This is a genomic window from Thalassospira sp. Z349TD_5, from assembly GCF_056173045.1.
Window position 1 is genome coordinate 2,031,162 of record NZ_CM149654.1, and the last position, 14,412, is coordinate 2,045,573.

The window sequence follows — 14,412 nt, forward strand, 5'->3', positions numbered from 1 at the left end:
TAAAAGCCTTGCCAAGTGCGCAGGTAGCACTTACCCATATGCCTCGACTTTGTCTTGGTTTACCTGATTTTTCCCAGAACTGATCCCGCATGTTTCGGCGCCGCATCAAACCAAATTCCTTTGAAAAGTTTCGCAACGTGGTTTGGCCGCGCGGCGGATGGCGGCGCTCGTCGCAATATTTTGCCCATCGTGTCGCACGTTTGCCCGGTTCCCCCTATAGCATTGCGTCGGGTTTTGCGATTGGGGCGGCGGTTTCCTTTACGCCGTTTATCGGGTTTCATTTTGTTCTGTCTGCGATTCTAAGCTTTGTCTTGCGAAGCAATCTTGTTGCATCGCTGCTGGGCACGATTATCGGTAATCCCTGGACATTCCCGTTTATCTGGATATGGCTTTATACCAGCGGAAACTGGATACTCGGTGTGGATGAAACCGCACAGGCGGTTCATTTTGATATGACCGTTCTTTGGGATTTCATCACCTTGGGGCTGAGCTATATTGGCGGGGGATTGATTTTTGGCCATTGGGATCCGGCCGATCACACGACACTGGGAAATCTGTGGCATGGCATTGTCGATATTATCTGGCCGATGATTGTTGGCTGTGTTCCGACTTCACTTGTGGTCTGGATGCTGTTTTACTTCCCGGTGCGCCGCGCTGTGGGGATTTATCGCCATAACCGTATTTTGCGTCGCATGAAAAAATCGGATCGCCATGGTTTGGTGCCGATGCTTGAAAGTGCGAAGGAAAAGATCGGAAGTGCGGCAAAGAGTGCCACCAAAAAGCAGGATGAAACTTCATGAGTTCGAAACTTCGGCTCGGCGTCAATATTGACCATGTTGCGACTGTGCGGAATGCCCGTGGGGGTGCTGCACCTGATCCTGCACGTGCGGCGGCCCTTGCGCAGGCCGCCGGCGCAGACGGAATTACCGCGCACTTGCGCGAAGACCGTCGTCATATTTCTGATGATGACATGAAAAAACTTCGTGAACATATTGATATTCCGTTGAATTTTGAAATGGCCGCAACCGATGAGATGCTGGCGATTGCGCTTGAAACAAAGCCGCACGCTGTTTGTCTGGTTCCGGAAAAACGTGAAGAACGCACGACCGAAGGCGGTCTTGATGTCGCTGGTGGGCACAATCATCTCAAGCGGTTTGTGTCTGAGCTTGGTGATGCTGGTATCCGGGTATCGCTGTTTATCGAAGCATCGAAAGAACAGCTTGATGCGGCCAAAAGTCTTGGCGCACCCGTTGTTGAAATTCATACCGGTGCCTATTGTGACGCACAGACCGACGATGACCGTAACCGGGAACTTCAGCGTATCGGTAAGGCTGTCGCCTATGGTTCTGCGATCGGGCTTGAAATCCATGCCGGGCATGGATTGAATTATGACACGGTCAAGCCGATTGCGGCGATGCCAGCTATTGCGGAACTTAACATCGGGCATTTTTTGATCGGCGAGGCGATCTTTGTCGGTCTGGAAGCTGCTATTGGCAAAATGCGCCGTCTTATGGATGAGGCGCGTGGCATTGAAACGGGTGCTAAATGATTATCGGGATTGGCACAGATTTGTGTGACATCCGCCGAATAGAGACGGCCCTTGAGCGTCACGGCGAACGTTTCATGAAACGTGTCTTTACCGAGGTTGAAATTGCCCGTGCAAAGCGCCGCCCACATCGGACTGCATCGTCGCTTGCCATGTCTTTTGCTGCCAAAGAGGCGTGCTCAAAGGCATTGGGAACAGGCTTTCGCCGGGGTGTTTATCACAATACGATGGGGGTTGTGCATCAACCCAGTGGTAAACCCGACATGGTTTTGATAGACGGTGCTTTGAAAAGACTTGAAGAATTGACCCCTGACGGGAAAATTGCATCAGTGTATGTGACGTTGACGGATGAATATCCATTGGCCAACGCTGTTGTGGTTATTTCGGCGGATTGACAGATTAAAGTGATTGGTAAGACACGGAATGGAAAAGCTAGTGCATAAAAAGAAAACGGGTGGAATTCTCGATACTCTGAAAACCGTTTTCTGGGCCGTTCTCATCGCGCTTCTGGTTCGCACATTCGCATATGAACCGTTTAACATTCCGTCCGGGTCGATGATTCCGACCTTGCTGGTCGGCGATTACCTGTTCGTGTCAAAGTTTTCGTTCGGGTATTCCAAACACAGTTTGCCCTTCAGCCTGCCGCTGATACCGGGTCGTGTGATGGAATCACAGCCTGAGCGCGGTGACGTTGTTGTTTTCAAACTGCCGTCTGATACGTCGCAGGATTACATCAAACGTGTGATCGGACTTCCGGGTGACACCGTTCAGGTGACCAACGGGCGTCTTTACATCAACAACAAGATGGTCGAACGCGAACGGATCGAAGATTACATCCTGACCGATGGGACCGGGCGTTCAGCAGCCGTTGCACAGTATCTTGAAACGCTTCCCAATGGTCGAGTGCACCGTATCCTTGAGCTGTTTGGCGATCAGGGGCCAAGTGACAACACCGAGCCATTTACCGTACCTGAAGACCATTTCTTCATGATGGGTGATAACCGCGACAATTCGGCAGACAGCCGCGCATTCCCGTCACGCTTCCGCTTCGTTCCGATTGAGAACCTTGTCGGCCGCGCTGAATTCCTGTTCTATTCCAAGGACAGTTCGCAGCCGATCTATGATTTGGGCAGCATCCGCTATGACCGCCTATTCCAAGGGGTTAACTGATGGGCGATGGTGCACCGCTGATCCCCGAAATTGATCACGGTTTTTCTGACCCGGACCTTCTGCGTGTCGCCTTAACTCATCGTAGTGCGGCAAAGGGCAAAGACGCACTGAGTGGGGGCAACGAACGCCTTGAGTTCCTTGGCGATCGTGTTCTTGGTCTGGTCGTGGCTGATATGCTATACACCCGTTTCGGGCGCGAACGCGAAGGGGCTATGGCCAAGCGTTTCGTCGCCCTTGTGCGGCGTGAGACACTTGCGCGTGTTGCAGTCCAGATCCATCTGGGTGATCACATCCAGATGGCAAAAGGCGAACGCGCTGCGGGTGCCGATACCAATCCGGCAATTTTATCTGATTGCATGGAAGCAGTGATTGCCGCACTCTATCTTGACGGTGGCTTGGAACCGGCGCGTAGCTTTATTGAAAAGCTGTGGACGCCGCTTCTTGATGAAGATAACAAGCCGCCCCAGGATGCGAAAACCCAGTTGCAGGAATGGCTGCAAGGACGCGGGAAGCCGCTTCCAAAGTATGAAATGGTTGGCCGTGAAGGCCCGGCTCATGCACCTGTTTTTACCATCGAACTGACCACCAGTGATGGCGACAGTGTCAGTGCCGAAGGCAAATCAAAACGTGAGGCGGAACAGATAGCCGCCCAATTGATGTTGGATAAACTGAGCTATGAATGAGGTTCCCACACCTGTGAGTGAAGACAGATTACCTTATCAGCAGCGCTGCGGCTTTGTTGCACTTGTTGGTGCACCAAACGCGGGCAAGTCAACCCTGCTGAACCAACTTGTCGGTACGAAAGTATCGATTGTCTCGCCCAAGGTGCAGACAACCCGTACCCGTGTGCGCGGTATTGTCATGACCGAAGATGCACAAATTGTTTTCATTGATACGCCGGGGATTTTCGCCCCCAAACGCCGCCTTGACCGTGCCATGGTTAAAGCCGCGTGGAACAGTGCAGATGATGCGGATCTGATTGTTCTTGTGATTGATGCCGGGGCAGGTGTTACTGCAGAAGATCAGGCCATCATCAAGCAGCTTAAAGATCAGCACCGCAAAGCCATATTGGCCTTAAACAAGGTCGACAAGGTTACGGATAAGGAAAAACTTCTGCGCCTATCGCAGGAGCTTTTTGCGCATGAAGTCTTTACCGATGTATTTATGATTTCAGCCAAAAAGGGTGCCGGAACACAGGATCTGGTTAATTTCCTTTCGGCAAAAATGCCTGATGGCCCTTGGATGTTCCCTGAAGACGATGTGTCTGATATGCCGCTTCGTCTTCTGGCAGCGGAAATCACCCGCGAGAAGCTATATTATCAGCTTCAGCAGGAGTTGCCGTATTCTGCAACGGTGGAAACCGAGCTTTGGGAAGAGCGCAAAGACGGTTCAGTCAAGCTTGAGCAAACCATTTTTGTCGAGCGTGAAGGCCAAAAGGCCATCATTCTGGGCAAGGGGGGCAAACGGATCAAGGCACTGGGCAGTGATGCGCGTAAGGAACTTGAGGCGATTTTCGAACGTCGTGTTCATTTGTTCTTGTTTGTTAAGGTGCGCGAAAACTGGGGCGACGATCCCAATCGGTTCGCCATGTGGGGCCTGGATCCCAACGCCTGACTTAAACGCGCCGTACGGATGAGCTATCAATCACGGGATAGATAATGGAAATCGGATCGTTTTGGGGCGTTGTCTTGATTGTTGTTGGCGCCGTTGCCGCAATGATTGTTGCGCGCATTGCCAGAAAACCTTTCCGGAAACGGATTGATCGTTCGTCCGTACGTCGCGAAACTTCTTTTTTGCATCGACCACTTAACCTTATTGCGCTGCTGGCAGCGCTGAGCATCTTTTTGCTCGGGTTGTTTTGGAAGATGACGGGCGGAGGCCCGAATTAATGACCAAACATTCCACCGATCCAATCGATATGGCTGTCGAAGACGTCGAAAACCGTTCCTGGGGTAGAAAAGCTATTCTGGGCGTGGCGCTTTTCTGTCTTGCGTCCTGCTTGATTGGTTTCTTTTTCCTTGTGACCCGACTGATAGTGCCCAGCGGCTTTTTCTAAGGTGCGTGCATGGACTGGCGTGATGACGGCATTGTTCTTTCGACACGCAAACTCGGCGAAAATGCCGTTCGTTTATCCGTCCTGACCCGTGATTATGGCCGCCATGCTGGCATGGTGCGAGGTGCCACCAGCAAATCAATGCGCGGTACACTTGAGCCGGGCAATGAAGTGCGGGTGGGGTGGTCGGCACGGCTGGCGGAACATCTTGGACAATTTCGCTGTGAGTTAACTGGTGCGCACGCGGCTGATCTTTTGCTGTCTGCGGGGCCGTTGATGGCGATGAGTTCGGCCTGTGCCATGCTTGATGCGACCTTGCCCGAACGTGAATCCCATCCTGATTTATTCCATGGAACCATCGCATTGCTGTCGGCTTTAAAGGCCGAACAGTGGCTGCCGGCCTATATCCGTTGGGAGGTCGGCCTTCTTGAAGAACTTGGTTATGGTCTTGCACTTGATTGCTGTGCGGCGACAAATGCGACCACGGGGCTTGCTTATGTGTCGCCCAAAAGTGGGCGGGCTGTGGCGGAAGAAGCCGGTCATGCCTATCGTGATCGTCTGTTGCCATTGCCGGCCTTTCTTGCCGGTGGGCGGGGATCGGACGCACGCATGGCCGCACCGCTTTCTGATCAAATACGCGATGGGCTTAAGCTTACCGGGTTCTTCATTCACCGCGATATTTTCGAAGCAAAAGCCCTAAAGCCTGTCGCGGCACGCGACCGTCTTGTCAGTCATGTCTGGCGGTCCGTACCCGTGCAAGAAAAATAAATCACCCATTTTGTACAGCACATGTTGACCACTCCTACGCCGGGCGTAGTATGTTGCCAGAACAGTGAGACATTGACGCTAAAGCCGTTTGTGTTGTCACACCTGTCCATTCTGCAAATCTGCAAAGAAATAAGAAAAACCGTTCATGAGCACCAAGACTTCCGACCCGGCCGGTGCCGGCCAAATCAGGGAAACCCGCCTTGCCGACGCGCTGAGCGAACGTTACCTTGCTTATGCGATGTCAACGATCATGTCGCGTTCTCTTCCCGATGTTCGCGATGGATTGAAACCAGTACATCGCCGTCTTCTTTTCGCAATGCGCCAATTGAAATTGAACCCGGAACACGGGTTTAAGAAATGCGCGCGTGTGGTTGGTGACGTGATCGGTAAGTATCACCCGCATGGTGACCAGTCGGTCTATGACGCGCTTGTGCGTCTGGCACAGGATTTTGCGGTGCGTTATCCGCTTGTCGATGGGCAGGGTAACTTTGGCAATATTGACGGCGATAACGCCGCGGCCATGCGATATACCGAAGCCCGTATGACCGCCGTTGCGGCGGCTTTGATGGACGGTCTGGACGAGGACGCGGTTGATTTCCGTTCGACCTATGACGGTGAAGAACAAGAACCGATCGTTATGCCCGCCGCGTTTCCGAACCTTTTGGCGAACGGTGCGTCGGGCATTGCAGTTGGTATGGCAACCAATATTCCGCCCCACAATGCCGATGAGCTGTGTAAAGGTCTGATCAAGCTTATCGACAATCCGGAAACCTCGATTGCCGAACTTGTGCGCTGTGTGCCGGGGCCCGATTTCCCGACGGGTGGTGTTCTGGTTGAACCGCGCGAAAACATTCTTGAGGCCTATGCGACCGGGCGTGGATCCTTCCGCCTGCGTGCAAAGTGGGAAGTGGAAAAACTCAGCCATGGCCTCTATCAGGTTGTGATCACTGAAGTTCCCTATCAGGTTCAAAAGGCCAAGCTGGTTGAACGCATCGCCGATTTGATGATTGCCAAGAAGTTGCCGCTTCTTAATGATGTGCGCGATGAATCGACCGACGTTATCCGTCTTGTTCTGGAACCACGCACCCGTGCGGTTGAACCAGAACATCTGATGGAAATGTTGTTCAAAAACACCGAACTGGAAATCCGGTTTGGTTTGAACATGAACGTTCTTGATGGTGATAATACGCCGCGTGTGATGAATTTACGCGAAGTTCTTCGCGCGTTTCTGGCGCATCGCCAGGATGTCCTGATCCGCCGTTCCAACCATCGACTGGCCAAGATCAATCATCGTCTTGAGGTGTTGGAAGGCTATCTTGTTGCCTATCTGAACCTTGATGAGGTTATCCGCATCATCCGGTTTGAGGATGAGCCAAAGGCGTCTTTGATGAAGGCGTTTGACCTGACAGAAGTTCAGGCCGATGCGATCCTGAATATGCGTCTGCGGTCTTTGCGCAAGCTCGAAGAGATGGAAATCAAGAACGAGCACGCCAAACTGACCGAAGAAAAGGAAGGCCTGGAAGCGCTTCTTGCCAGCGAGACAATGCGTTGGGAACGCATTCGCGACGAAGTCGAACTGATGCGCGAAAAGTTTGGCAAGAAAACAGCACTTGGCAAACGCCGTACCGAGATCGGCGATGCGCCAGAGGAAATTGAAGTCCCGCTTGAGGCTCTGATTGAACGCGAACCGATTACGATCATTTGTTCGAAAATGGGCTGGGTTCGTGCCCTTAAGGGGCATGTTGCCGACCTGGGCGACCTTAAATTCAAGGATGGCGATGAAGGCCGCTTTGCGCTTAAGGCCTTTACGACCGACAAAGTGATTATCTTGTCAACGGCAGGGCGTTGTTACACCATGTCGTGTGACAAGCTGCCCGGTGGTCGTGGCAATGGTGAACCGATCCGTCTGTCAATCGACCTGCCACAGGAACATGACATCGTCTCCATGATTGTTCACAAGAATGATCGTAACCTGCTTGTGGCAAGTTCAGCCGGACGTGGTTTCCAGGTTGCTGAGAAAGACGTTGTCGCCCAGACCAAGAACGGCAAACAGATCCTTAATCTTGGCGCGGGTGAAGTTGCCAAGATATGCCTGCCGGTCGAACACGACCATGTGGCTGTTTTGGGCGATAACCGTAAACTTTTGATCTATCCGATTGCCGAAGTGCCTGAAATGACGCGCGGCCGCGGTGTGATTTTGCAGAAATACCGCCAAGGTGGTCTTTCAGACCTGATCATGTTCAAGCTTGAAGACGGTCTGAGCTGGGCCATGGGCGGCAACGAAGGTCGCACGCGCACCGTGACTGATCTCGCCGAATGGACCGGCAAACGTGCCGGGGCAGGGCGCCTGCCGCCAAATGGTTTCCCACGGTCCAACAAGTTTGAATAAGCTCTGATTTGTTGAACGCAGAACGATTGAAAAGCCGGATGGAGCCGTTCCATCCGGCTTTTTTTATGTTCGGACGGGCCAAAGACATCTGAAACAATATCCATGATAGTAAAAATGCCCGGAAATGGCGGAAATACGCACCAAAAGATATAGCGCTTTCGATGTTTAATATGTAACTTCGCAACCTGAATAACAGGAAGCCCGCAATTTTCCTGTGCGATACATAAGGGCTTGGGAGTGGAAAGTGAGATTTCTGGGAAATTTCGTCCGCGCGATTGATGGTCTGAATGACCTGATCGGTCGCGGGGTGGCTTGGCTGGTGATCCCGATGGTGGTGATTACTTTTTTGGTCGCCACATTACGATATGGCTTTGCGATCGGCTGGGTTTCGATGCAGGAAAGCTATATGTGGCTTTACGGCATCATGTTCATGGTCGGCGCGGGATATACGCTTTTGCATGGTGGTCATGTGCGCGTTGACGTGTTTTATCGTCCGGCATCTGCGCGCTATAAGGCGTGGGTTGATCTGTTTGGATCGCTGTTCTTGCTGATGCCGGTTATCATCATGATCCTGATGTACAGCTACCCGTATGTGGTGACCAGCTGGCACCGTCTTGAAGGGTCGCACGAAACGGGCGGTCTTCCGGGGCTGTTCCTTTATAAATCCGTGATTCTGGTGTTTTGCGTTTTGATGCTGCTGCAAGGGTTGTCCCTGGCAGCGCGTAGCGTTCTGGTGCTTGCCGGTCATAAAGAATTTGAAATCAACGAAGAAGAGCACGAGGGCGTTTGATGACAGGTGAAGTTCTTAGCCTGGTAATGTTCGCCGTTGCGTGCGGCGTGCTTATTCTTGGTTTTCCGGTTGCCTTCTCGCTTGCGGGCACCGGTCTTGCTTTCGCACTGATTGGTAATGCGCTTGGCGCGTTTGATATGCCGCTTCTGGGCTCTTTGCCGTCACGCTATTTCGGTGTGATGACCAACGAGCTTTATGTTGCGATCCCGCTGTTCGTCTTTATGGGCGTGATGCTCGAACGTGCGCGTATCGCCGAAAAACTTCTGACCACCATGGGAATGCTGTTTGGCACCATGCGAGGTGGTCTTGGTATTTCGGTGGTGATTGTCGGCATGTTGCTCGCAGCATCCACCGGTATTGTCGGTGCGACGGTTGTTACAATGGGCTTATTGAGCCTGCCTGCGATGAACAAAGCCGGGTATGATCCGAAACTGTCGACCGGTATTATTTGTGCGTCGGGCACCTTGGGGCAGATCATTCCGCCATCAATCGTGCTGGTTCTGCTTGGTGATATCCTGCAAGGGGCCTATGCCGAAGCACAGCGTTCGATTGGCAACTGGGCCCCTGAACCGATTTCGGTGATGGACCTGTTTGCAGGTGCCTTTATCCCGGGGATTATGCTGGTTGCGTTGTATATCGGCTGGATCATCATCAAGTCGATCATTGACCCAGAATCTGCACCGGCCCTTGTCGAAGGCAAGCGTCCGGAAGGGCTTTGGGGGGAGGTGCTGCGTGCACTTTTGCCGCCGGCTCTTTTGATCGTTGCTGTCTTGGGATCTATCCTGACCGGGATTGCCACACCAACGGAATCGGCTGCTTTCGGGTCTGTCGGTTCGATGGTTCTAGCCGCATTCTATCGTCGTCTTGATATGGCAGTTCTGCGCCATGTTGTGCGTCAGACGGTTCAGGTCAGCGCGATGGTGTTTGTCATCCTGCTCGGCGCGTCGGTGTTCTCATTGGTGTTCCGTGGTCTTGGTGGCGATCAACTGGTTGAAGACCTTTTGCACAACCTGCCGGGTGGCGCGTTTAGCGCGATGCTGGTGGTGATGCTGTTGATGTTCTTCATGGGCTTCTTCCTCGACTTCATCGAAATCGTGTTTGTTGTGGTCCCGATTGTCGGTCCGATCCTGCTTAAGATGGATATTGATCCGGTCTGGCTGGGCATCATGATCGCCATCAACCTTCAGACCAGCTTCTTAACCCCGCCATTTGGGTTTGCGCTGTTTTATCTGCGCGGGGTGGCGCCGCCGTCGATCAAAACATTTGATATCTATCGCGGTATAATTCCGTTTGTGGTCATTCAGATGCTGGGCTTGTGCCTTGTCGCAGCCTTCCCATGGCTTGCGACGTGGCTACCAAGCGTTCTGTTCTAGCCACTAACAGCATCCAAAACGATCTTGCGAGAAGGGCACCCAAATGAGCCTGTGTCAAAACCCCGCTGCTCCTGTAGCGGGGTTTTTCATAAACTGTGTGTGTTTTCCTCATACGGGGGCGAGCAAGAGCCTTTCGAAGATGTTTTTTGCCCCGAGGATGTTGATGGCGCGCTTGAGATTGAAAGCTGTGACGGATAAGGCCATTTCTGCCTTGACCGCAGGCAAGCCCCGGCACAGGAACCTCGGTGTTCCCATCATGTGTTTGAGAATGCCAAACGGATGTTCGACAAGGGATTTTCGTCGTGTCATCGCCTCGGGATGGTCCGCCATGCGTTGGGCCGTTTGCTCGAGGGGCCCCTCAAGCAAATGGCGGCTGACCCGTCGCCGGTCAACTTTGGTGCAACGGGATTTGTGCGCACAGGCGGCGCAATCCTTCGGATCGGCCACGTAATTGGCGCTCTGGTTCTTGCGCGAGGCATTCTCGAAGGACAGGACATTTCCTGCCGGACAGATATAATGCTGCTTGGCTGCATCCCAGTCGAAGTCGGACTTTTCAAAGAAATCACCATGCGTGTTACGTGAGCGAGGATGGGGAACAAAAGCGGTGATGCCATCTTCGTCACAGGCCGCGATCTGCTCTGCATCGGCATAGCCCGCATCGGCCAGAATATCTATCTTTGTGCGCTCAAGCACGTCCTTTGCTGCTTTGGCGACCCGATGCAATTCATTCTGGTCCGATGTCGCCTGTGTCACTTCATGATGAGCGATCAGCCCGTGGGCATCATCGACCGCAGACTGAAGATTGTAGCCGACAATCCGGCCTTTGCCTGATCGCATGATCCGGGCATCCCCATCTCCGATAACCACCTGTGTCTGTCCCATCTCGTCCATCAGAAGCACCGACTGGGCCAGATCGGCTTTCTGCGCGCGCAACTTTGCAAGGGTTGCACGCACATCACCTGTTTTACCTCCTGTGCCGCCCGGGACGTCCGACGGGGTGTACCGACGGGCCATCCGTAGCATTCTGGCTATGGTCAATGGCGTCCATCTCTGCGAGATAGTCCGATATTTGCCGGTCAATATCGGCGATCCGCTTTTGAAGCTGTGATTTCGTCCAGACTTTTTGCGGACTGGTATCTGCCTGGAATTTCGATCCGTCCACGGCCAGGCACTGACCCGCGATCAGCCCTTCCCCGCGCAGAAACAGCACAAGACTGCGACAAACCCGGCCTATCCCCTCCCGGTTCGTTCGGCGGAAATCGGCAATCGTCTTGAAATCAGGGGCCAAACGGTCCAGCAGCCACAAAAGTTCGATATTGCGGTGGCATTCGCGTTCCAGCCCCCGGCTCGAACGCAAACGGTTCAGATAGCCATACAGATACAATTTCAGAAGAACGCAAGGATGATAGCCCGGACGACCTGTCGCCTTTGGCTGCACCCGGACAAAACCCAGTGCCTGTAGATCAAGGGCCGAGACAAAGGCATCAATCACCCGCACCCCATTGTCATCGGCAACAAGATCATCAAGCCGGTCCGGGAAAAGTGTTCCCTGTTCGCGACTGGTTCCTTCGATAAAGCCTGACATAAAAAAACTGCCCGAAATTCATCCTCCGGGCAGTTTCTCAAATCAGACAACGCTTGGGAAGCCTGTTTTCACACAGGCTCAAATGGGTGCCCTTCTTCGTTTCTGGGCATCTTTCGGATCGAATGGTTTGTATGAAGCGCACATGAAAAAAGGGCTGGCAAAATGCCAGCCCTTTGTCGTTTCCATGTCACGTCCTGAAATACGTTGTCACCTACAGGAGATGACAATGTCTACTTCAGGCAAAGTGCGTCGTAAGCGCACACAACGAGATTACAACATGGGCTTTAAACTGGCTGTTGTTGATCAGGTTGAAAAAGGTGAACTGACCTATAAGCAAGCGCAGGACCGCTATGGCATTCAGGGACGAAGTACAGTCCTGAACTGGTTGCGCAAACATGGTAATCTCGACTGGTCCACAGCGAGGCACACAGCCATGTCCAAATTGGAAGAAACCCCGGAACAAAAGATCAAGCGTCTTGAAAGGGAGCTTGAGGATGAGCGGATCCGCGTCATGGTCCTTGATGGCATGATGACCATTCTGGATCAGGAATATGGAGCGGGCTTGCGAAAAAAGTATTCATCCGAACTGCAAGAACACTACAGGCGCAAGGCAAAGTCAGTCTGAGCAGAAGCTGCCGTTGTTTTGGTTTGTCGCGGCAATCGGTTTACCAATTACTGCACCGTCGTCGACAGCGACAGGTGCAGCTTGAACCGTTGCATGCATGTGTGATGCGCTTGCGTCAGCACATGCCCCGTCTCGGCACACGCAAACTCTATCACCTGCTTACCGGGGATCTGCGCCGACTTGGCATCAAGCTGGGGCGAGACGGTTTGTTTGACTGGTTGCGTGAACAACGCCTTCTGGTCAGGCCGCGTAAGAACTTCACCAAAACAACCAACAGTCACCACTGGATGCGCAAACACCCAAACCTGTTGATCGAACGCAAGGTGGTTCGCCCCGAGGAGATTTTTGTCAGCGACATCACCTATGTCGAGAGTGACCAGGGCATCCATTATCTGTCTCTGGTAACGGATGCCTTCTCACGTAAAATCATGGGACATGTTCTCAGCCGCGAAATGAAAGCATCGGATGTGGTTGGCGCCCTGAAACAGGCCGTGCGCAATCGACTGACGACACATCCCCTGATCCATCATTCTGACCGGGGATTACAGTACTGCTCTGGCTGCTATCAATCTGTCTTGCGCAAACACAGGATCACTCCGTCGATGACAGATGGATATGATTGCTATCAGAACGCGCTGGCCGAACGCATCAACGGCATTCTCAAACAGGAATTCCTGTTTCACCGCTGCAAGACATTCGAAGATCTCAGGCAACTGGTCAAGGAGGCCATACAGACATACAATACCATGCGACCGCACCTCGCACTGGCGATGCAAACACCAGAACAAGTGCATCAAAAAGCCAGCGGACGATATCCGCTGGCTCCTTGAAAACCGTCAACGTATTTTAGGACGGCACACCATACGGCAGAGACTTAGTATTTGAACGGCAGGATACGTGCCTGTGCGAAGGACAATTCCGAGAATTTCGACCATGCGATCGACTGGGTCCGGAATTTAATCAGGCTTTCGAAGACTTCCTGCGACAGTGGGTTGGACGAAACGAGATCACGCAGTACTTCGCCCGACAGTTTGCCAAGGCCCGTCAGAATGTCGTCAGAGAACGGACGTACATCGACATTGTGCTTGTCACGCAGAGTCTCAAGTGCCTGATTGTTCCGTGCGGTGAACTCCGACAGGACCATCTGGTTCACGGCCGTGTTGGCCTGCGCAACAATCGCCTTGAGATCATCTGGAAGCGCATTCCATGCATCCAGGTTGATGAAGTTATCAAGAACGGTCGCTGGCTCGTGCCAACCTGGGTAGTAGTAATATTTCGCTGATTTATAGAGACCAAAGGCCAGATCGTTATATGGACCAACCCATTCGGTCGCATCAATCGCGCCAGACTGCAGAGCCGGCGGAATTTCGCCCCCCGGAAGGTTCACAACGTTTGCACCAGCTGCTTTGACGACTTCGCCCCCAAGGCCCGGAATACGCATTTTCAGACCTTTATAGTCATCAATGGTATTCATTTCCTTGTTGAACCAGCCGCCCATCTGGGTGCCGGTGTTGCCTGACGGGAAGAATTTGCAGTTCAGTTCAGCATAGACCTTGTCGGCCAATTCCTGACCGCCGCCCCACTGGAACCATGCATTCTGTTCCTGTGCGTTCAGGCCAAACGGCATTGCCGCGATATATTGGGTCGCGTCGACTTTGCCTTTCCAGTAGTAAGGCGCACCATGACCCATTTCAACGGTGCCATTGCCAACAGCGTCGATTGCTTCAAATGCCGGGACAATTTCACCCGCACCGAAAACAGTGATTTGCAGACGGCCATCGGATGCTTTGTTGATGTATTCTGCAAGCAGATTTCCGCCCGTACCCAGACCCGGAAAGTTTTTTGGCCATGTCGTGACCAGACGCCATTCACGGACATCTTGTGCAATTGCCGGTTTGGCAAAGGTCGATGCAGCGGCAGCAGTTGCACCTGCTACTGCGGCGCCAGATAGAAATTGGCGACGTTTCATTTGTTACAGCCTCCCAAAGATGCAAGCTCATGATTTATATGTAAAAGCCAGTTAATTGACTTTGTCAGGCAGCTTATATGCGTCTTTGGGTGCAGGCAACCGGGGATCGAGTTGCGTGATTGAACTTTAGTATAATGTAGAGAA

At 52.7% G+C, this 14,412-nt stretch carries 15 protein-coding genes and 1 pseudogene; 13 read left to right on the top strand and 3 right to left on the bottom strand.

Annotated features, from left to right (window positions below):
* Positions 1 to 89 precede the first annotated feature (89 nt).
* The 12 genes from AC0VXT_RS09165 (at position 90) to AC0VXT_RS09220 (ending at position 10,089) form a co-directional block, all read left to right on the top strand.
* Entirely contained in the window at positions 90 to 800 is a 711-nt protein-coding gene (locus tag AC0VXT_RS09165; RefSeq protein WP_022732317.1) for a DUF2062 domain-containing protein, read from the top strand.
* Complete coding sequence (locus tag AC0VXT_RS09170; RefSeq protein WP_475548368.1) at positions 797 to 1,549, top strand: pyridoxine 5'-phosphate synthase; 753 nt, start codon at positions 797 to 799, stop codon at positions 1,547 to 1,549. The genes AC0VXT_RS09165 and AC0VXT_RS09170 overlap by 4 nt, the downstream gene beginning before the upstream one ends.
* Entirely contained in the window at positions 1,546 to 1,941 is a 396-nt protein-coding gene (gene acpS / locus AC0VXT_RS09175; RefSeq protein ID WP_022732315.1) for a holo-ACP synthase, read from the top strand. The genes AC0VXT_RS09170 and acpS overlap by 4 nt, the downstream gene beginning before the upstream one ends.
* Before the next feature lie 28 nt (positions 1,942 to 1,969).
* A complete protein-coding gene (gene lepB, locus AC0VXT_RS09180) occupies positions 1,970 to 2,716 on the top strand; it encodes a signal peptidase I (protein WP_022732314.1) in 747 nt (248 codons plus the stop codon).
* Positions 2,716 to 3,399, top strand: coding sequence for a ribonuclease III (gene rnc, locus AC0VXT_RS09185; protein WP_022732313.1), 684 nt, complete (start codon positions 2,716 to 2,718; stop codon positions 3,397 to 3,399). Before lepB ends, rnc begins: the two co-directional genes overlap by 1 nt.
* Complete coding sequence (era, locus tag AC0VXT_RS09190; protein ID WP_022732312.1) at positions 3,392 to 4,330, top strand: GTPase Era; 939 nt, start codon at positions 3,392 to 3,394, stop codon at positions 4,328 to 4,330. The genes rnc and era overlap by 8 nt, the downstream gene beginning before the upstream one ends.
* Before the next feature lie 44 nt (positions 4,331 to 4,374).
* On the top strand, positions 4,375 to 4,605 hold the full coding sequence (locus tag AC0VXT_RS09195; RefSeq protein WP_022732311.1) for a hypothetical protein: 231 nt from the start codon (positions 4,375 to 4,377) through the stop codon (positions 4,603 to 4,605).
* Positions 4,605 to 4,772: a hypothetical protein gene (locus AC0VXT_RS09200; protein ID WP_475548369.1), complete on the top strand. Its 168-nt coding sequence runs from the start codon at positions 4,605 to 4,607 to the stop codon at positions 4,770 to 4,772. Before AC0VXT_RS09195 ends, AC0VXT_RS09200 begins: the two co-directional genes overlap by 1 nt.
* A gap of 9 nt (positions 4,773 to 4,781) precedes the next feature.
* A complete protein-coding gene (recO, locus tag AC0VXT_RS09205) occupies positions 4,782 to 5,537 on the top strand; it encodes a DNA repair protein RecO (RefSeq protein ID WP_475548370.1) in 756 nt (251 codons plus the stop codon).
* A gap of 145 nt (positions 5,538 to 5,682) precedes the next feature.
* Positions 5,683 to 7,926 carry a DNA topoisomerase IV subunit A gene (gene parC, locus AC0VXT_RS09210; RefSeq protein WP_022732308.1) on the top strand — a complete coding sequence of 748 codons (2,244 nt, stop codon included), beginning with the start codon at positions 5,683 to 5,685 and terminating at the stop codon, positions 7,924 to 7,926.
* Between the two features lie 244 nt (positions 7,927 to 8,170).
* Complete coding sequence (locus tag AC0VXT_RS09215) at positions 8,171 to 8,716, top strand: TRAP transporter small permease subunit (RefSeq protein ID WP_022732307.1); 546 nt, start codon at positions 8,171 to 8,173, stop codon at positions 8,714 to 8,716.
* Positions 8,716 to 10,089 (top strand): TRAP transporter large permease, encoded by a 1,374-nt coding sequence (locus tag AC0VXT_RS09220; protein WP_475548371.1) that lies wholly within the window; start codon positions 8,716 to 8,718, stop codon positions 10,087 to 10,089. Before AC0VXT_RS09215 ends, AC0VXT_RS09220 begins: the two co-directional genes overlap by 1 nt.
* Positions 10,090 to 10,197: 108 nt before the next feature.
* On the opposite strand, the gene AC0VXT_RS09225 is transcribed toward AC0VXT_RS09220, so the two are convergent.
* Complete coding sequence (locus AC0VXT_RS09225; protein WP_475545816.1) at positions 10,198 to 11,103, bottom strand: transposase; 906 nt, start codon at positions 11,101 to 11,103, stop codon at positions 10,198 to 10,200.
* Between the two features lie 228 nt (positions 11,104 to 11,331).
* Positions 11,332 to 11,674 (bottom strand): annotated as a pseudogene (locus tag AC0VXT_RS09230) (transposase); the annotation flags it as partial.
* A gap of 226 nt (positions 11,675 to 11,900) precedes the next feature.
* On the opposite strand from AC0VXT_RS09230, the gene AC0VXT_RS09235 reads away from it, so the two are divergent.
* Positions 11,901 to 13,129, top strand: a protein-coding gene (locus AC0VXT_RS09235; RefSeq protein ID WP_475546142.1) for an IS3 family transposase whose coding sequence is annotated in 2 segments (ribosomal slippage) — positions 11,901 to 12,249 and positions 12,249 to 13,129 — 1,230 coding nt in all. Because the reading frame shifts where the segments join, the coding sequence is not laid out codon by codon here.
* A 44-nt stretch (positions 13,130 to 13,173) separates the two neighbouring features.
* Here the strand turns inward: AC0VXT_RS09235 and AC0VXT_RS09240 are convergent.
* Complete coding sequence (locus AC0VXT_RS09240) at positions 13,174 to 14,268, bottom strand: TRAP transporter substrate-binding protein (RefSeq protein WP_475548372.1); 1,095 nt, start codon at positions 14,266 to 14,268, stop codon at positions 13,174 to 13,176.
* Positions 14,269 to 14,412 lie beyond the last annotated feature (144 nt).